Raw genomic sequence first — 18,822 nt, forward strand, 5'->3', positions numbered from 1 at the left:
ATTCTTAACTCAGTAAAGGCGGTCTTCGGGCTGCCTTTTTTTTATGATAAGATCAACTTTCTTTTCTTCTTATATTTGCAAAATGAAGAGGCTATTTCTTCTTGGTTATTTTGCGACTTTGGTGTTCTCCTCCTGCCGGGAAGACGTGGATGCCAATGCCCTTCAAGTGTACGAAGGGCCGGTAAATATCGGCATCAATATTCATGTTATTCATTCTGACTCTGCGATCGTCAGATCCGAAATCCGAGCCCCAAGACAACTCGAATTTTTAACCGGAAATATGGAGTTTCCCGATGGAATAGAAATTGAATTTTTTAATGTGGATGGAACTCTGGGCACCACATTAAAGGCCGATAGGGGATATTTTGACAAAGAAAAAAACCTTTATCGTGGAGAAGGAAATGTTCAAGTAGACAATGAAGAAGAAAATCAGCACCTCCAGAGTGAGGAGTTATTTTGGGATCCAACCAAAAAATTGATCTATACGGATGCTTTTGTGACTATCCGGGACAATGAACTATTGCTAAACGGTACTGGGATGGTCGCTGATGAAAGTTTTACCAATTATTCGATGAAGAACATCAGGGACAGCAGGACCATCCTACCGGGAGAAGAGCTATGAAACTCGCAGACGCATTGATATTATCCTTGGCTCTGGCACTGATCATTATCGGTATCCACCAGACGCTTACTGCTGGAATTGGATTTTCCTATTCCATCTTTATGTTTGCGGTTGCCTTACTTTTCTGGTTTCAATACCGGCGAGTAAAAAACCCCGAACCCCCTTCCAACGAAGAAAAATCAACCCAAAAGAAGAGGAAAAAACGCTGACTATGGAAACAACCTATTTGATCTATGTGATCATTACCCTGCTCTTTTCTGCCTTCTTTTCGGGAATAGAGATTGCGTATATTTCCTCCAATAAACTTCAAATCGAACTTCAGAGCAAACAAGGTCTGTTCAGCGGAAAAATCCTCAGCGGTTTTGTTCAGCGCCCCAGTCAGTTTATCGGGACTACATTGATGGGAAATACCATCTCCTTAGTTCTTTATGGTATTTTTATGGCCTTTTTGCTTGAAACCCCGCTACAAAATTGGCTTCCAGATAGCCTGAGTAATGCAGCTGTCATTTTAATTTTGCAGACCTTCATCTCCACAATCATTGTCCTGATTACCGCAGAATTTGTTCCCAAAAGCCTTTTTATGCTCAACCCCAATTCGATGTTGAGCTTTTTTGCAGTGCCATTTTTAACAATTTATTACCTGATGTATCCCATTGTATGGGCGGTCGTGGGACTATCCCGGTTTTTTATAACGGTGGTTCTTCGCCTGGAGTACAACGAGGATAAACCCGTCTTTACCGTGACTGATTTAAACAGTTTCATTCAAAACCACATGAATCAAGCACGATCAGAAGGCAAGGCGGAAATTGATACCAAAATTTTTGACAATGCAGTGGAGTTTAAAACGGTACGAGTACGGGAATGTATGATTCCAAGAACAGATATCGTGGCTGTTGAAATAGAAGACAGCATCGAAGAACTCAAGGAAGTCTTTGCCGAAAGCGGCCATTCCAAAATCATCGTGTACCGGGAAACCATTGACGATGTGATCGGATATTGCCATCAACTCGAGCTGTTCAAAAAACCAAAAACGATCGAAGAAATTTTGACTCCTATCATCATTGCTCCCGAGTCGGCACTTGCCAATGAGCTCTTGATTCAATTTATCCAGGAACGAAAAAGCTTAGCTTTGGTCGTCGATGAATTTGGTGGAACAAGCGGAATTGTCTCCATGGAAGACATCATTGAGGAGATCTTTGGAGAAATCGAAGATGAGTATGACAATGACGATCTGATTGAGCAAAAAATCGGTGAAGAGGAATATTTGCTCAGTGCCCGACATGAAATCGATTATTTAAATGATAAATATGAATGGAATTTACCAATTGGAGATTTTGAAACGCTTTCAGGATTAATCTTAAATTATACCGAGAATTTGCCCAAAAAGGGGGAGTCAGTAACAATAGGGCCCTATACTTTTACAGTAGTGGCCAAACAAGAGCACAGAATTGATTCAGTCAGACTCAAAATCAACCTTAACAGTGACTTTTAGGTAAGGGTTTGATTCAGAATATATTTTGAATTTCGTTACTAATGCTATTATTTTGCGACACTTCTAAAAAGCGTAGTAACAATAATGGCGTTAATTAAACAAATAAGACAGCGAACAGGTCTCGCAATCGGTGTGATTGCCGGCGGGTTGATTTTATTCCTTTTGGGAGGTGATCTCCTTAGTCCCAACTCCCAACTGCTTGGCGGAAGCCAAAATATCGTAGGAGAAATAGCTGGGGAGGATATCACCTACGAAGAATATGTGGCTAAAATCGAGGAATTCAGAGTTGCTTATCAGCAACGAACAGGCAGAGCACCAGCCGAAGTCGAAATGGTCTCGGTACGGGAGCAGGCTTGGCAAGCTATGATCGTAGAAAAAGTTTTCCAAGAAGAATACGAAGAGCTGGGCTTGACCATTTCTCCTGCCGAATTGGTAGATATGGTACAAGGTAAAAACATCGTACCTGAACTTCGCCAGCAACTGGTCAATCCTCAAACTGGGGAATTTGATAAATCCCAACTGATTTCGTTTTTACAGTCTTTAGAAACTGCCGATCCGGCACAGCAAGCATTTTGGGCTCAGCAAGAGCAACTTTTTGCCGATTCCAGACTTCGCGTAAAATATGACAATCTAGTGGCCACTTCAGAATATGCCTCCACAGCAGAAGCTAAAATGGCCTACAAAGCTGCTAATTCTACAGCTGAGGTTTCGGTACTTCATATTCCCTATAGCGCTGTTGCACCTTCAGAAGTCGAGGTGACCGATGCCGAACTTGAAGAATACCTGAGAAAAAACAAGGAAAAATTTGAAAGAGGGGCATTTGCGAGCATTGAATATGTAAACTTCAGTATTCTTCCTAGCCGGGAAGATTCCGCGGAGGTGATTACTACCATTCAGCAATTGACAGAGGAATTGAGAAGCAGCACAGAAGACTCTGCTTTTGTAAGTCGAAATTCAGAAGTCCGCCCTGCATTTTTGACCATTGGTCCAGGGGAAGAGCTTCCTGCTGATCTAACCAACAATGTCGATGAAATCGTAGAGGGTGAAACTTATGGCCCTTTTGTGACGGCGAATTCCTCTTATGCATCGTATAAAATCACGGATCAATACGAAGGAACGCCTAGAATGCGGGCCTCGCATATCCTTTTTACTACAGAAGGAATGGACGATGCTGCTAAAGCTGAGGTGCGTGCACAGGCCGAAGAAGTGCTTGCCGATCTCAAAAACGGTGGAAATTTTGCCCAAGCTGCAGCTCAATACGGCCAGGATGGTACCTCACAACAAGGTGGAGATCTCGGATGGTATGCTCAGGAAGAATTCGTAGAGGAATTTGCTGATGCCACATTCGCTCGAAACAGTACCGGGCTTCTTCCCAATCTGGTGGAAACCGAATACGGGTATCACATCATCGAAGTCACTGAACTTCCTCAGACTGCCTACACCAAAGTAGCGGTACTTCAGCTAGAATTGATTGCTTCTGATGCTACTCGAAATGAGGCCTTCAGAAATGCAGATACCTTTGCTGCCGAATCAGGAAACAGAAATGAATTCACCGAAAACGCGCAGGAAGGTAATTATAGAATTCTTCAAGCCAACGAGGTACAGCCCTCAGCTAGAAACATCAACAACCTGAGCAATGCTCGGGAAGTGGTTCGATGGGCATTCTCTGAAGCCTCTCAAGGAGAAGTTTCTCCGGTATTTGAATTGGATAATTCATACGTAGTTGCTTCTCTAGTTAGCAAAAAAGAAGAGGGTGAGGTGTCTTTGGAAGACGTCAGAGCACAAGTAGAGGAACAAGTTCGCAATGAAAAAAGAGCAAAAGTGATCATGGATGCAATTGCGGGCAAAACAACGCTTGAGGAAATGAAAGCAGTATATCCTGAGGTTGCCGCTATCAATGAAATCCCGGATTTAAAATTGAGTTCCTCTGTGCTTTCAGGAATTGGCTTTGCTCCCAAAGCGATCGGAGCAGTATTCGGAATGGAACAAGGTCAAATTTCGCAGCCTATCCAAGAGGATATCGGGATAATCGTAGCTAAGCTTAACACCCTTACTCCAGCAGGAGAAATAGGTGATTATACTGCCTACCAGGCTCAACTTACCCAGGGAGCTGCACAGCGCACCTCCTATCAAGTGATGATGGCGCTTCAGGACTTGGCCGATGTAAAAGATTATCGATATAAATTCTTCTAACAAAAATTGGAACCCATGCCCATCAGCATGGGTTCTTTGTTTGTATTCCATAAAGGAGGAAAAGAGAATGCAACAAAAATTCAACAAAGAAACCTTTAAGGAGAAATTGGAAGCCAATGGGCAATTTCCAATGCTCTATATGTTTAAATTTATCGTTCCTAAGGGTAGGGAACATGAGGTTGGGACCATTTTTCCCAAAAATGAAATCACGCTCAAACCTAGCTCCGGAGGCAAGTATATCAGCACCACTATACAAGTTATGGTCGAAAGTGCCGATGAAGTCATCAACTACTACGAGCAAGCTTCCTCCATTGAAGGAGTGATCTCACTTTAAAAACCAAATCATCATGTGGAAAGAAGAAGACAATACACTCAAGCGCACCTTTAAATTCAATGATTTTCAGGAGGCCTTTGCTTTTATGACCCGGGTGGCATTTTTGGCCGAAAGCCAACAGCATCATCCTAACTGGAGCAATGTTTACAATACCGTGGAAATTGAACTCACTACCCATGATGCTGACAATACCGTGACTGAAAAAGATCGGAAGTTGGCCCAAGCAATTGATGCAATTGTTAAATGAGCGAAAATCTCCCCATCAGCCTTTTTTTGGTTCCCACACCAATTGGTAATCTAAGGGACATCACCCTCCGGGCCTTGGAAGTGCTCAAATCTGTAGATGTAATTTTAGCAGAGGATACGCGTACGACGGGGATTTTGCTTAAGCATTTGGATATTACCAACTCCCTGCAATCGTATCATATTTTCAATGAGCATAAGGCTGCTGAGAAATTGGTGGAGCGTATGAGAAAAGGGGAGGTCTTTGCCTTGGTTTCAGATGCAGGAACTCCAGCCATCTCAGACCCCGGATTTTTGCTGGTCAGGGAAGTGATTGCCGCAGGATTGGAAGTTCAAAGTTTACCTGGACCCACCGCTTTTGTGCCTGCACTTATAAACTCGGGTTTGCCTAATGACCGCTTTGTATTCGAGGGGTTTTTACCACATAAAAAAGGCAGAAAGAGCCGTATTGATGCTTTGGCAGAAGAAAGCCGAACGATGATTTTTTATGAATCTCCACACCGGCTCATCAAAACGCTGGAGCAACTAGCCGAAGCCTTTGGTCAAGATCGTCAAGCCTGCGTTTCTCGCGAACTCACCAAGTTACATGAGGAAAATATACGGGGAAGTTTAATTGAGCTCTCCGAATATTATCAAAATCATCCCCTTAAAGGTGAAATTGTCCTAACTGTGGCTGGAAAAACCGAACAAAAAGAAAGTCGTGAAGAAAAACGAGCCGCGAAATATGGAAATAAATAGCAATACTCTTAAATCAGTATTAGTTTTCGGCAACTAAGAATTTTGAAATGCATCAAGTAGAATTAAAAAAACTTTTAGAGCGAACTCAAGTCGTAGCTAAATCAGTAGGGGCTTTTATTCGAAAAGAACGGCAACACTTCGATGTCAAAAATGTGGAACATAAAGGATTTAACGATCTGGTTTCCTATGTGGACAAAGAAGCTGAGCGACAGATTGTGGAACAGTTGGCAGAGATTTTACCTGAAGCCGGATTCATTACAGAGGAGGGCACCAATACGACACGATCGGAAAAATACAACTGGGTCATTGATCCCTTGGATGGAACGACCAATTTTGTTCACGGCTTACCGATATTTTCAGTTAGTATCGCCTTGATGGATGGGGAAGAGGTGATTTTGGGCGTAGTTTATGAAATCAACCTTCATGAATGCTTTTACGCCATAAAAGGCGGTGGTGCTTATTGTAATGAAACTCCCATACGTGTGAGTTCGGCCCCTGATTTGGCAGCTTCTTTAATTGCCACTGGATTTCCCTATTATAATTTTGAGTTGATCGACAAGTATTTGGCCACACTCAAATCCCTGATGCAATCCACCCATGGACTCCGAAGGTTTGGATCCGCAGCAGTTGATTTGGCCTATCTTGCCTCAGGTCGGATTGAGGGCTTTTTTGAATACAACCTTAACTCCTATGATGTGGCAGCAGGTTCATTGATCGTCCAGGAAGCTGGAGGAAAGGTCACTGATTTCTCCGGAGGTAAAAATTTTATTTTTGGAAGAGAAATCCTTGCAACCAATTCGACAATCCACGAAGAGTTTTTTACCGAGCTAAATCGAATTTGGTCAGCTTAAAAACCAATACCAAAATCCAAGAGTCACCACCGAAATCACCATTCCAAGACCAGATAAAAGTGCCGCTAACCTGGGAGCAAGATTGTAATTAATCGCAACAATTGATCCGGTAATCATGGGAGCCATCGCGGATTCCATTACGGTGATTTTAAAGGTTAATCCCTCTGGATCCAAAAAATTCTGATAAAGGAAAAACACGAGCAAAGGTGCCAAAACCAATCGGTAACTCAAGCCTAGCCAAAAGTAAGAAGAACGAAAATCCGCTTTTTCAATCCGAAAACGAAGACCAATTGCAAGCAAAGCTACCGGGGCCATAGTCTTCCCAATACTGGTCAGGAGCGGAATAAGAATCTCAGGTGTACCCCAGCCCATCAAACTCATCACTAGCGTACCCATCAAAAATCCAAAAGGCGGAAACCTGATGATCTTCAAAGGAATGGAGCTTAGTGTACTCTTTTGATGACTGTAAAGTGACCCCATAAGGATAGCCATGGAGGAAACCAGTAAAAATGATCCTCCCTGATCCATCAGCAATGCTACCGGCAACCCTGCCTTTCCATAAAGTCCTTCGATTACAGGAAAACCCAGAAATGAGGTATTGGCCAATCCGGCCACAATAGCCAAACAACCGGTGACTTGAGGAGTCCAATTCAAAAATTTTCCTGCCATTCCAAAGAGCAGCCAAGAAAGAAAAAAAGTCATCCAAGTAGCCGAAATGGGAATCAACAGATCCCAGCCCGGGGTGATCTGCGGAATATACAATAAGGCCAAGGCCGGAAGTACTAAGTTAAAAAGATAAGCATTCACCCAAGTAACTGCTTTGTCTGTGGGAAATCCATTCCTCCGCTGCAAAATCAAACCAGTGAGCAGAAAAAGAAAGGCGATCAGGGCTCCTATCATTCCGGAAAGTTATAAACTGCTTTTTTATTAACACAAATTTAATTTGGCATAATTGTAGTAACCTGAAAATCAGCATATTTTTAATCCAAAATAAACCCAAGCAGGATGAATAAACTAATACCGATTTTCATCAATGGAAAAAAATGGGTACAATTATCCCAACTCAGCAAAGACCAAGAGCGAAAACTTAAATCTTGGTTACCGGTCAATTGTCTCAAAAAAATCTTTTTCAATGGGATTGAATTAAAGGATTGTGTGGATTTTGAAACCTATGAGTACTGGTTTAAAAGCTCACAAGTTTACGCTCATAAGCAGGGCTCAATGGATTTTTGAAAGTTAAAAATCAATTATCCTCCTGAATGAACCTAAATTCAGCCTTCCCTCACATTTCTTTCCGCTATTCCAGTCCAAAATTTTTACGCTTTTCACTAAAATACTCCTCCAAATCCGGATAAAAATTGCTAGTCACCTGAGGAATCCCATCCAAAACCAACTCCATCTTACCTTCTAATTCATCTTGATTAAGTTGCATCCCCTCGATCAAAAAAATCAGCTCTTCTAAACTTAAGGGTTCTTCAATTTTGGAGGGATAAAGAAGGTAATCATTTCCGTAAAAATCCACCGCCTCCAACTGAATTTGAAAATCAATCTGGTGGGCATAAATACTAATCTGCTCACCCCAGGTAGACTCCGGATAATGAAGCTTAACCAGCAAAGCTGAGCTTGACTCCGCTGAGAAATAAGTGTCTGGTCGAAATTTAAAGTCAGCCATAATGCTAAATTACAAAGGAGAATTCAGCTTTTTACCAAAGTCTGGTCTCCATTCAATTTTCAATTCCAATCTACATTGGATTATAGGTACTTTCAGGCTATTTTTGAACTTGCAAAAGACAGCTTGGGCTGTGTTGAAATTGACTTGCTTTCGAACCCCCTAATTTTATGAAAAGAGATACCCTAGTATTTGATCTAATCAACCAAGAAGAAGATAGGCAAAAGCGTGGAATCGAGCTCATCGCCTCAGAAAATTTTACCAGCAAACAGGTCATGGAGGCTGCCGGTAGCGTCCTGACCAACAAATATGCTGAGGGCCTTCCCAAAAAACGCTATTATGGGGGTTGTGAGGTTGTGGATGAAATCGAACAGATAGCAATCGATCGTGCAAAGGAACTTTTTGGTGCTACCTGGGCCAATGTACAACCTCACTCTGGTGCTCAAGCCAATGCTGCAGTAATGTTGGCTTGCCTCAAGGCAGGTGATTCTATTTTGGGTTTTGATCTTTCACATGGTGGACATTTAACTCATGGATCTCCGGTTAATTTTTCCGGTAAACTTTATGATCCTCATTTTTACGGTGTTGAAGAAGAAACTGGAGTGATCAATTACGATAAAGTGGAGGAAAAAGCACTTGAAGTAAAACCGAAAATGATCATATGCGGAGCTTCTGCCTATTCCAGAGATTGGGATTATGAACGACTTCGAGCTATCGCCGACCAAGTGGACGCCCTATTATTGGCTGATATTTCCCATCCATCAGGCCTGATTGCTAGAGGTTTATTAAATGACCCTTTGGAATTCTGCCATATCGTGACCACTACCACACATAAGACCCTTAGAGGTCCGCGTGGAGGTTTGATTTTGATGCGGGATGATTTCGACAATCCTTGGGGAATTACTACACCGAAGGGTGAAATCCGTAAAATGTCGTCTTTGCTCGATATGGGTGTTTTCCCCGGAACCCAAGGAGGACCTTTGGAACATATTATTGCTGCCAAAGCGATTGCCTTTCAAGAGGCACTTTCGGACGAATACATGGAATATATTCTCCAAGTGAAAAAAAATGCATCCGTTATGGCAGAAGAGTTCGTAACTCTCGGATATCAGTTAATCTCTGGCGGGACAGACAATCACCTGATGCTCATTGATCTCCGCAATAAGGAATTGACCGGAAAACTGGCTGAAGAAACGCTTGGAAAAGTGGACATTACCATCAATAAAAACATGGTACCATTTGATACCAAATCCCCATTTGTGACTTCCGGAATGCGAGTGGGTACTGCTGCGGTAACCACGCGTGGACTCAAGGAAAACGATATGAAAAAAATTGTCCGCTATATTGATCAAGCATTGATGAATCATCATGACGAGGCTACACTTTCAAAAATCCGCTCCGAAGTCAATGAGTGGATGATTCAGTTTCCACTTTATTAATCCTAAAATTACCTGTGGCATTAGACCAATATCAAGACGAAGAGGAAGGAATGTCCTTTCTTGATCACCTGGAAGCGCTCAGATGGCATCTACTGCGATCGGTGGCAGCAATACTAGTTTTGAGCGTAATCGCTTTTCTATCCAAAAGTATTGTTTTTGGGATGGTTATTTTAGGGCCTTCCAAAGTTGATTTTCTGACTTATCGCGTGCTTTGCGATATCGGGGATTATTTTGGAATAGCAGCGTTATGCATTGAGGAATTGCCATTTACCATTCAAAGCCGCCAAATGACGGGTCAGTTTTCTATGCACATGACCTCGAGTTTTGTGGTCGGTTTTGTAGTGGCCTTTCCTTATGTCTTCTGGGAGTTTTGGAAGTTTATTAGTCCGGGACTATACGATCAGGAAAAAAATGCCGCCCGAGGAGCAGTCTTCTTTGTAAGTTTACTTTTCTTCTTGGGGGCGGCTTTTGGTTATTTTATTCTTTCCCCGCTTTCGATCAACTTCCTTTCCAATTACCAGCTGGATCCATCCATCCTCAACGAGTTTGATATCGGATCCTATGTAACCACTTTGATCATGCTGGTTTTGGCTTCGGCAATTATGTTTCAACTGCCGGTCGTGATTTACTTCCTTTCCATGTCAGGATTGGTGACAGCAGCCATGCTTCGTGCCTATAGAAGGCACGCAATCGTCGTAATTCTAATCATTGCCGCAGTGATCACTCCGCCGGATGTGATCAGTCAACTTTTAATCGCTATGCCGATTTTAGTGCTCTATGAGGCAGGAATCACGATTGCTAAGCGATTGGAAAAAAAGCGAGCAATCAAAGCCGCTGAGTATGAAAAACAATTTGAAAGAGACCCAGATTAAAGCCCTAGTATCATGAGTAAGAAAATAGCAATTGGAGGCGATCACGCCGGATATGAATACAAAGAAAAACTGGTTAAAAGCCTGGAAGATCTTGGGTATGAAGTGAAAGATTTTGGTCCTTACTCCAACGCATCAGTAGATTATCCGGACTACGTTCACCCCCTGTGTACTGCCCTGGAAAAAGGTGAATTTGACTTTGGAATATTGATTTGTGGGAGTGGAAATGGGGTGGCAATCACAGCCAATAAACACCAGGGAATCCGAGCGGCACTTTGCTGGAATGAAGATTTGTCCGCACTAGCCCGTCAGCACAACGATGCCAATGTACTAGCATTGCCTGCTCGTTTCATCCCTTTCGAATTGGCGAAAAAACTAGCCGAAATATTCCTAACCACGGACTTCGAAGGTGGCCGTCATGCCAATCGGGTAAATAAAATAGCCTGCGGTTAACCGCAGGCTTTTTATGTCCTATCGGGAAATCTTAGCTATCCATTTGCTAGCTTGTCATTTTTGTCACCGGACTGTCCCTGGTTAGCCTCGGGACAAGGTGGATTCGGATAGTAAACTTTCCCCAGGTTCAAATTGCCATTTCTAAGTTGCTCGCTATTTTTTGAAGTATTGCCATCTTGATTTTCAGAAAACACCTAAGTGGACTATACTTTTCCTTTTGGCCTCAGCACTGGTTTACCATCCAATTGGTTTTGGTCTGTACTCCACTTTTTTTCGACCAAAAGACCTCCATCAATTTTGGGAAGAGAACCGTTTCACCCTACTCCTTATCCCTATCCGGGTGGACAATGAAAATCAAGAGCGTTTTCATCTGATTATAATTTGTTTTTTAGCGGTCAGATGGAATCTTCGCAATTCTAATCCTTCCGGTGTGTGACGGGTACGTCGTGCTCGATTTCATCTGTTTATAATTGTTTTTTAGCGGTCATATGGAATCTTCGCATTGAGTATAATCATCCCCCTATGTGTCACTTTAGTCATGCTCGATTTCATGGGTTTATAATTGGTTCTTCAGCGGTCAGATGGAATCTGGCAATTCTAATCCTCCCGGTGTGTGACGGGTAGGTCATGCTCGATTGCATCAAAGGATTAAAGACAGCAAAACAGAAGAAGAATATCCGTGTTCGATCGAGCAGACTCAGGACCATACTTAGGCAATGATTCTTCGATCTAAACCTCCCCTTTCTGAACGTGCGGTAAATTGTTTGGTCAAGGATGGTGTCCCTTCGGTATTTGCAAAAGTCAGCCTTCTTCTGGACAGAAATTTGATTTTTACCGAATCCACCCCGAGCCCTTTAAGCCGGGCCCCGACAGCTTAGAGCGGGATGCGGCACGTTTGATCGTGGACCACGAAATCAAAGAGGCTCAAAACACCCGGGTAGTAGCAGGCGATCGATTTGATGTCAGCTGGTCGATTACTTCACCCCTTTTTGCGGAACTACAGCAGGCTGGTTAACCCAGGAGAAGGAAGAGGTCTGTTCCACACCTATAATTTCTTTTTGCCACTGGTTTTATCCCCATTGATCCCATTATTTATGTTGATCAATTCGGTTTGATCAAACTAGAAAAACTCGAAGGTATCGGTTCGGATCACCTTCCCTTAGGTATTGAGTTGAGCTAGGAACCAGATGGAGAGAATACCGAAGATCAATAAAACGGAGAGGTAGAAGAACAAATCGAGGAGGGAAAAGAGGAAAACAAAGGATAAAAACTAAGCCTACCCTTCTTTTTTTTCCCGCCTCTCTCAGAAATTTTATCCATTTTTGCGGGATTTAAATACTCAAAAATGAAAGCATTTCTGACTATTGCTCTTCTAATCCTGGCCAATACCTTCATGACTTTGGCCTGGTATGGACATTTGAAATTTGCCGAATGGAAATGGTTTAACAAACTCGGCCTGGTTTCCGTCATTCTTATTTCCTGGGGAATCGCACTAGTTGAATATTGCTTTCAGGTTCCCGCTAATAAGATTGGCTTCGCCGGCAATGGAGGACCCTTTTCCCTGGTTCAGCTCAAAGTGCTTCAAGAAGTCATCACCCTGGTGATATTTATGATTTTTACGCTGATTGCGTTCAAAACCGAGACCCTCAAACTCAACCATTTGATTGGAGCTATATTTTTGATTTTAGCCGTCTATTTTATCTTTAAAAAGTAAGGGAAAAGAGGTGGCTTTTCTCATCTTTGGTATTCAAAAATCCGAAGAATACCGAAGATGAATAGACCGCAAGATCTGACCTTGGATCCCGAAAACTGGGAAGAAATGCGACAGCTTGGCCATCAAATGGTGGACGATATGATCGACTATTGGAAATCCATCCGTGAGCAAAAAATCTGGAAACCAATCCCTACTGATGTCAAGGAGTTTCTCGATCAACCGCTACCTGCCAAAGGCCAAGACCCCAAAGAAATCTATGCTGAATTTAAGCAGTACATCTTTCCCTACAACAAAGGAAATGTCCATCCCCGCTTCTTTGCCTGGATTCAAGGTACAGGAACCCCCTTGGGAAGTTTGGCGGATTTTCTAGCCTCAGGGATGAATCCCAATACCACCATTGGAGAGCATGCTGCCATGTACGTCGATCGACAGGTGATCAATTGGTGCAAAGAATTGATGGGGTTTCCTGCGGATGCCTCTGGTATTCTGGTCAGCGGCGGATCGATGGCCAATATCACAGCATTGACGGTGGCCAGAAACGCTGTCGGCACCGAACAAATACGAAAAAAAGGTCTTCGGCAAACCGAATCGCAACTGGTTTTATACTGTTCTACCGAAACTCACTCCTGCATGGATAAGGCTGCTGAAATTATCGGTTTGGGAAGCGAGTCTGTTCGAAAGATTCCTGTAAATAAAAACTTTGAAATGGAGGTAGATCTGCTCGAGAAGCAAATCAAAGCTGATCTAGCCGCGGGATTCTCCCCATTTGCAATCGTTGGCACCTCGGGCACCGTGAATACTGGGGCAATCGATCCCCTGGATGAGATGTTGGCCATTTCTAAAAAATATAAGCTTTGGTTTCACATCGATGGAGCTTACGGTGCTTTGGCAAAGCTTGACCCGAGATTTCGGACCCGATTGAAGGCTATCGAATCAGCAGACAGCTTGGCATTTGATCTGCATAAATGGCTGTATGTCCCTTATGAAGTGGGCTGTACGCTGATCAAAGATGCCAAAAAACACCGGGATGCTTTTGCCATCACGCCTAATTATTTGCTTCAGGAAAAGCGAGGACTGTCAGGTGGATTAGACTCCATCAATCATTACGGCTTTGAGCTCTCTCGGGGATTCAAGGCACTTAAAATATGGATGTCACTCAAGGAACATGGGAGCGAAAAATATGCGCAACTCATCGCGCAAAACAATGATCAAGCGCTTTACTTAGCCCAATTGGTCAATCAACATCCTGAATTGGAACTTACCGCGCCGGTCTGTATGAGCATTACCTGCTTTAGAATGATCAAAACCGGAGCCGGTGAAGAATTCCTCAGAGATCTGAACCGTGAAATTTTACTCCGCCTACAGGAAGATGGAATTGCGTCCCCGAGTTCTACGACCTTAAACGGAAAATACACCCTGAGAATCGCCAATGTCAATCAACGAACCCGGATGGAAGACATGGATTTAATCGTTCGGGAAGTCCTCCGAATCGGAAGAGAAATCCTCAAAAATTGACTAGAAATGGAAAAATTGGCTCAATTTTCGTGAATGATTGCGTGACTTTTCTTTTACCAAAAACTACAATTTATGAATCTTAAAAAATTAATGTTGGCAGTGTTTTTTATGGGAACATTCGCCATTTTGGAATCTCAGGCACAAGAACTTGGCTTGCGTTTTGGAAATGCTAATGGAAATAACGTGGCCTTGGATGGAGTTTTTGCCTTGGGGGAATTTAGCCGAGTTCATGGAGATTTGAGCTTCGGTGGAGGGGGAGTAGGTATTGATTTACTCTGGAACCCGATTTACCGCCCTATTCCAGATACCGAGTTAAATTACTATTTGGGATTTGGTCCCTCCGTCTTTTTAGGCGAGCCTTTTCTACTGGGAGCGGCGGGAGAAATCGGTGCCGAATACGAATTTCCCGATTTCCCTCTGATTGTGGGCCTGGACTGGAGACCCTATTTTATGCTGGTTGAAACCACCTTTTTCGATGCAGCAGGATTTGGGCTTAACGTACGCTGGCGATTAAATTAGCATTGAAGACCGAGCAGAGTGCTCGGTCTTTTTTTTTAAAATTCGATGATCAACCCCAGCGTTGGAAGGATGCTCCCAGCAGTATTCTCAATTTCCCTGAGCAAGTATCGAGACGGATCATTGGGGTTCACCCTAAGCGCACCTGAATCGTCCCGGACCGGCACCAAAAGTGGTGCCTGCAAGGCCTGAAAATTGTAGGCATTTTGGATATCCACATACCAATTTAGGTTCCAATTTTTGAAGTAATATTTTTTATCCAGTCTTAAATCCAATTGATGAAAAGCCGGTAGACGAACAGCATTGATTCTACTGAAATCCAAGATCCCCTGATTTCGAAGGTCCCAGTTGCTGATTAAGGAAGACTCTTCTAAATCAAAAGGAGTGTAAGGAGTCCCGCCCAAAAACCGCCATCTTGCCCCGATTTCCCAATTTTTACCAAATCGTTTTCCCGCAGTAAGACTCACAATAAAGCGATTGTCCCAAGAAGAAGGAACAAAACCAGCCGTATTCGGATTGGTAAATTCGCTTCGCACCAGGGTCAAAGAAGCTATCCCATAAAAATCATTTAGCAAGCGCTGTTGGGCTAAAAACTCCAAGCCGAAAGCTCTTCCTTCAGCATTGGATAAAACCGGTTCGTTTCCAATCACACCAAAATCCGCCCCAAGATTTGCCAAGGCAATTCCATTTCGAATGGAAGAGGGATAATTGCTGTAATTTTTATAAAAAGCTTCGGCAGTAAACCTTCTGTTCTTGTCTGGAACTTGCCACTCTAGCCCCGCAATAAGCTGGGCATTTCGGATGAATTGCACATCATTTGTTTGATTGACCAATTCTCCCTCGTTATTTCTAAAACCTAAAACGGTGTAGGGAGGTTTTTGGTAATAAATCCCAGCATTTGCAGTAGCAAATAAATTAGGTCGAAGCTGATAAGATATTGAAAATCGTGGACTGATTTGATTCAGAGGGTTCCTTGCCGACTGGCCGAAATCTGCCCCATCCATTCTCACTCCCCCCGTCAACAACAGGCGCTCGCCCTTGAGGTATTTGCTTGCCGAAACAAAAGCTCCGTACAGGTTAAAGTTGGAGATGGAATTAATGTCTATTACTTGACTTTGTCCAGCTAGAGTAGCTCGGTCAAAATTGTCAATAAAATAACGGCTGTATTCATAATTGACCCCGTATTTGAGGGTATATCCAGATCCAAAAATTGAATTTTCGGCCCGAAACTTATTTTCCGACTCCTGAGAAGTATAATCAAAAAGCAGGTTTTCTAAAGAACTATCATCATTGTTGGCGTATTTAAAGGATCGATTGTTCAGCATATTTCTACTGAGTACAAAAGTCCAAAAGCCATTGTCACCGAAGCGCTTAAGCTTCACTCCCGTAGTATAATTCCATTGCTCTTGAATAGGGAGTACACCTAATAAATACAGGCGATTTTCGCGTTCTTCCTCATTTTCTTCATCAGGAACATCAAAGTTTAGCTTAAACTTGTCAATCGCTCCAACTCCCAAAAAAGTCAACTCCGTTTTTTTATTGATTTTGGTCACTGTCTTAAACTGAAAATCATTAAACGTGGGAAGAAAGGGAAGCCCTATCAACCGAAATAATCCCTGCAAATAGGAGCGCCTCGCAGAAAAAATATAACTGGTTTTTTTACTCAGTGGACCCTCATTGGATAAGGTCAATTCCGAAGCCCCAACGGTAAGCTGCGTAAACATTTTATCCCTTCGACCTTCTTTGAGACTAATCTCAAAAAAAGAACTCAAGGCATCCATCCGGTTGGCTGGAAAGCCACCGGTAATCAAATCCACATTCTTAATCAAGTTGACATTTAAAATGCCTACCGGACCTCCGGAAGAGCCCTGTGTGGCAAAGTGGTTAATAACCGGAACCTCGATTTCATCGATAAAAAATTTATTTTCATTGGGAGCTCCTCCGCGGATCAAAATATCATTTCGGAAACTAGGCGTACTTGCCACTCCAGGAAGGGCTTGAATTACCCTGGAAATATCCCGATTGCCTCCCGGATAGCGTTCGATTTCATTGGCATTGAGTTTTCTCACCGAGAGTGGAGTCTCTTCTGAACGTGAAAACTCCGAACTGACGACCACCTCACCCAATTCTGAGGCATCTTCCTGCAATTCAAAATCCAACTGAACGGGTCGAGCCTGTGTCACTTGAATCTCGTATTGGGTTTGGGATTTGAATCCAACAAAACTAGCCCGGACATTATAGAGGCCTGGAGGAATATTACTGATTTGGTAAGTTCCACTTTCGTCAGTGATGGCTCCAAGTTGGGTTTCCAAAACGGAAACATTGGCAAACGGCACCGGTTCATTGTTGACAGGATTAAACACTCTTCCTCGGATAACTCCTTGAGAAAACAGCTGAAATGCAATACAGAAAAAAGGGAAAAGAAGTAGTGATTTTTTCATAGTTGCCTCAATGAAATACAAATCGAAAAAGCCATGAATAGTTTGGTTCGTACTCGAATTTTTGACTAAAATCAATGGAATCAAGCAGTTTGTTTCTCCTTAACTCTCCAAAGCCTCCACCAGGGTGTCCCCGGAGAATCATGATGCTCGTAATGGTAGCCAAAGAAGTAACAACTCATAAATGCCCACAGGTGATTTTTAGGTTGGGATCTGGAATGATGCGCATTTTCACGTTCTCCTCGGTGAGGAAGATAGGTTCCAAAATAAAAAAGCTGAAGGGTGGAAAGTATTGCGGGAAGCATCCAAAACACAATCAAATTTTCGGTGGGTAGCCAAAGTTTGAGGATATTAAACGTGACCGCCATCAAAAGAAATTGCCAAATATTCAGGTACTGTTTGATGAAAGATAAATACCAAATCAAAAATCTACCGGAAGGATGATAATCGGGATCCTGTTCGGTAGCCACATGCCGGTGATGTTCATGATGTTTGGGAAACAGCCGCCAATAAAAATTATATGAGAATAAAATTGCGGCAATCCATCCAGTAAGGTGATTTGCTTTTTTGTGTGAAGAAACCACCCCGTGCATCGCGTCATGCGCGGTAATAAACAGACCGGTATAAAGATGGGTTTGAATTAAAACTCCTAGATATACCAACGGGTTAGTCCAACTGAAATCAAGATTCAATAATACCAACAAACTTGCCCACCATAAGACAATAATCGACCAGCCAATGATCATTCCTTTTGGGTCAATAATTCTTGTAGGTGTAGTAGGCATGTAATTTATCGATTTTGGACCTCTTTTTAGAAGGTCAAAATCCGTGTTTTGACCTGTTCCATGAGCCACATGGGGGTGGAAGTAGCTCCGCAAATACCCACTCGGTCGTTTAGTTCAAACCAATTTGATTCTATTTGATCCGGATTGGATACAAAGAAAGTGTTCGGATTTTTTTCCTTACAGACATTATAAAGAACCTTCCCATTGGAAGATTTGGTTCCACTTACAAAAATGATTTTGTCAAACTTTTCTGCGAAATCCCGCAGTTCTTTGTCCCGATTGGAAACTTGCCTGCAAATGGTATCATTGGTGTTGACTGTGATTCCATTTTGGCGAAGGATCTCATTGATCTCATAAAATTTATCGGTACTCTTGGTAGTCTGGGAATAGAGCGTGATGCTCTTGGGAAGGGTGGATAAATCCAGTTCAGAAATATCTTGAAAAACCACTGCTTTATTGTTGGTTTGACCCAGCAATCCGATGACTTCGGCATGACCATGCTTCCCATAGATATAGATTGTCTCGTCCTTGTCAAAGGAATTTTTTATCCGGTTTTGCAACTTTAATACTACCGGACAGGAGGCATCAATCAGCGTCAGATTATTGTTGATGGCCAGCTCGTAAGTTGAGGGAGGCTCTCCGTGAGCACGGATCAGCACCTTTTCATTTTTCAAGCCAAAAAGATCGCCATGATCGATAATTTTCAATCCCTTTCGAGTGAGTCGGTTGACCTCTTCATCGTTGTGGACGATATCTCCCAGACAGTACAAGTAGCCCTGCTCCTCTAAAATCTCCTCGGCCATCTCAATAGCATAGACCACTCCAAAGCAAAAGCCTGAATGATTGTCAATTTCTACGCGGAGATTTTTCATTGGATTAACGTTGATTTTTAATGTTCTGATCTTCAAGACCAGAGAAAGATAATCGGAAGCCGTTGATATTCAATTTTTT

General features: G+C 42.7%; 21 protein-coding genes. 16 read left to right on the forward strand and 5 right to left on the reverse strand.

All coding sequences use genetic code 11. The features are described from left to right. Window positions 1-82 precede the first annotated feature (82 nt). The 8 genes from lptC to Q0L00_RS09800 all read left to right on the forward strand — a co-directional run bounded on the left by lptC (window position 83) and on the right by Q0L00_RS09800 (window position 6,473). Window positions 83-622, forward strand: a complete 540-nt coding sequence (gene lptC / locus Q0L00_RS09765) for an LPS export ABC transporter periplasmic protein LptC (RefSeq protein WP_297336696.1) — start codon at window positions 83-85, stop codon at window positions 620-622. Further along, entirely contained in the window at window positions 619-831 is a 213-nt protein-coding gene (locus Q0L00_RS09770; protein ID WP_297336697.1) for a hypothetical protein, read from the forward strand. The genes lptC and Q0L00_RS09770 overlap by 4 nt, the downstream gene beginning before the upstream one ends. 2 nt (window positions 832-833) lie before the next feature. Continuing rightward, the gene (locus Q0L00_RS09775) at window positions 834-2,114 is read left to right on the forward strand and encodes a hemolysin family protein (protein ID WP_297336698.1); all 1,281 of its coding nucleotides are present in this window, start codon (window positions 834-836) and stop codon (window positions 2,112-2,114) included. An 84-nt stretch (window positions 2,115-2,198) separates the two neighbouring features. Next, on the forward strand, window positions 2,199-4,307 hold the full coding sequence (locus tag Q0L00_RS09780) for a peptidylprolyl isomerase (RefSeq protein ID WP_297336699.1): 2,109 nt from the start codon (window positions 2,199-2,201) through the stop codon (window positions 4,305-4,307). A gap of 67 nt (window positions 4,308-4,374) precedes the next feature. Next, window positions 4,375-4,641, forward strand: coding sequence for a DUF493 domain-containing protein (locus tag Q0L00_RS09785; RefSeq protein ID WP_297336700.1), 267 nt, complete (start codon window positions 4,375-4,377; stop codon window positions 4,639-4,641). Between the two features lie 13 nt (window positions 4,642-4,654). Then, on the forward strand, window positions 4,655-4,888 hold the full coding sequence (locus Q0L00_RS09790) for a 4a-hydroxytetrahydrobiopterin dehydratase (RefSeq protein ID WP_297336701.1): 234 nt from the start codon (window positions 4,655-4,657) through the stop codon (window positions 4,886-4,888). Further along, a complete protein-coding gene (gene rsmI, locus Q0L00_RS09795; protein WP_297336702.1) occupies window positions 4,885-5,622 on the forward strand; it encodes a 16S rRNA (cytidine(1402)-2'-O)-methyltransferase in 738 nt (245 codons plus the stop codon). The genes Q0L00_RS09790 and rsmI overlap by 4 nt, the downstream gene beginning before the upstream one ends. A gap of 47 nt (window positions 5,623-5,669) precedes the next feature. Next, window positions 5,670-6,473, forward strand: coding sequence for an inositol monophosphatase family protein (locus Q0L00_RS09800; protein ID WP_297336703.1), 804 nt, complete (start codon window positions 5,670-5,672; stop codon window positions 6,471-6,473). Here the strand turns inward: Q0L00_RS09800 and Q0L00_RS09805 are convergent. After that, entirely contained in the window at window positions 6,465-7,373 is a 909-nt protein-coding gene (locus Q0L00_RS09805; protein ID WP_297336704.1) for an AEC family transporter, read from the reverse strand. The genes Q0L00_RS09800 and Q0L00_RS09805 overlap by 9 nt on opposite strands. Window positions 7,374-7,478: 105 nt before the next feature. On the opposite strand from Q0L00_RS09805, the gene Q0L00_RS09810 reads away from it, so the two are divergent. Beyond that, window positions 7,479-7,706 (forward strand): hypothetical protein, encoded by a 228-nt coding sequence (locus Q0L00_RS09810; protein ID WP_297336705.1) that lies wholly within the window; start codon window positions 7,479-7,481, stop codon window positions 7,704-7,706. A gap of 64 nt (window positions 7,707-7,770) precedes the next feature. Here the strand turns inward: Q0L00_RS09810 and Q0L00_RS09815 are convergent, their stop codons facing one another. Then, on the reverse strand, window positions 7,771-8,145 hold the full coding sequence (locus Q0L00_RS09815) for a UDP-glucuronosyltransferase (RefSeq protein ID WP_297336706.1): 375 nt from the start codon (window positions 8,143-8,145) through the stop codon (window positions 7,771-7,773). A 167-nt stretch (window positions 8,146-8,312) separates the two neighbouring features. Here Q0L00_RS09815 and glyA point away from each other — a divergent pair, with 167 nt between their 5' ends. From glyA to Q0L00_RS09850, 7 genes are all read left to right on the forward strand, one after another. Continuing rightward, window positions 8,313-9,581, forward strand: a complete 1,269-nt coding sequence (glyA, locus tag Q0L00_RS09820) for a serine hydroxymethyltransferase (protein ID WP_297336707.1) — start codon at window positions 8,313-8,315, stop codon at window positions 9,579-9,581. Between the two features lie 14 nt (window positions 9,582-9,595). Next, window positions 9,596-10,453 carry a twin-arginine translocase subunit TatC gene (gene tatC, locus Q0L00_RS09825; RefSeq protein ID WP_297336708.1) on the forward strand — a complete coding sequence of 286 codons (858 nt, stop codon included), beginning with the start codon at window positions 9,596-9,598 and terminating at the stop codon, window positions 10,451-10,453. A 12-nt stretch (window positions 10,454-10,465) separates the two neighbouring features. Next, entirely contained in the window at window positions 10,466-10,903 is a 438-nt protein-coding gene (rpiB, locus tag Q0L00_RS09830) for a ribose 5-phosphate isomerase B (RefSeq protein WP_297336709.1), read from the forward strand. A 760-nt stretch (window positions 10,904-11,663) separates the two neighbouring features. Beyond that, on the forward strand, window positions 11,664-11,918 hold the full coding sequence (locus Q0L00_RS09835; RefSeq protein ID WP_297336710.1) for a hypothetical protein: 255 nt from the start codon (window positions 11,664-11,666) through the stop codon (window positions 11,916-11,918). A 330-nt stretch (window positions 11,919-12,248) separates the two neighbouring features. Beyond that, window positions 12,249-12,617 (forward strand): DMT family protein, encoded by a 369-nt coding sequence (locus Q0L00_RS09840; RefSeq protein ID WP_297336711.1) that lies wholly within the window; start codon window positions 12,249-12,251, stop codon window positions 12,615-12,617. A gap of 57 nt (window positions 12,618-12,674) precedes the next feature. Continuing rightward, window positions 12,675-14,132, forward strand: coding sequence for an aminotransferase class V-fold PLP-dependent enzyme (locus tag Q0L00_RS09845; RefSeq protein ID WP_297336712.1), 1,458 nt, complete (start codon window positions 12,675-12,677; stop codon window positions 14,130-14,132). A 72-nt stretch (window positions 14,133-14,204) separates the two neighbouring features. Next, window positions 14,205-14,651 (forward strand): outer membrane insertion C- signal, encoded by a 447-nt coding sequence (locus tag Q0L00_RS09850; RefSeq protein ID WP_297336713.1) that lies wholly within the window; start codon window positions 14,205-14,207, stop codon window positions 14,649-14,651. A 35-nt stretch (window positions 14,652-14,686) separates the two neighbouring features. On the opposite strand, the gene Q0L00_RS09855 is transcribed toward Q0L00_RS09850, so the two are convergent. The 3 genes from Q0L00_RS09855 to Q0L00_RS09865 all read right to left on the reverse strand — a co-directional run bounded on the left by Q0L00_RS09855 (window position 14,687) and on the right by Q0L00_RS09865 (window position 18,743). Continuing rightward, window positions 14,687-17,089, reverse strand: a complete 2,403-nt coding sequence (locus tag Q0L00_RS09855; RefSeq protein ID WP_297336714.1) for a TonB-dependent receptor — start codon at window positions 17,087-17,089, stop codon at window positions 14,687-14,689. An 80-nt stretch (window positions 17,090-17,169) separates the two neighbouring features. Further along, entirely contained in the window at window positions 17,170-17,871 is a 702-nt protein-coding gene (locus Q0L00_RS09860) for a fatty acid desaturase (RefSeq protein ID WP_297336715.1), read from the reverse strand. Between the two features lie 26 nt (window positions 17,872-17,897). Next, window positions 17,898-18,743: a 4-hydroxy-3-methylbut-2-enyl diphosphate reductase gene (locus Q0L00_RS09865; protein WP_297336716.1), complete on the reverse strand. Its 846-nt coding sequence runs from the start codon at window positions 18,741-18,743 to the stop codon at window positions 17,898-17,900. Between the last annotated feature and the right edge of the window lie 79 nt (window positions 18,744-18,822).

Source organism: Algoriphagus sp. (genome assembly GCF_024305035.1).
Lineage (GTDB): Bacteria > Bacteroidota > Bacteroidia > Cytophagales > Cyclobacteriaceae > Algoriphagus.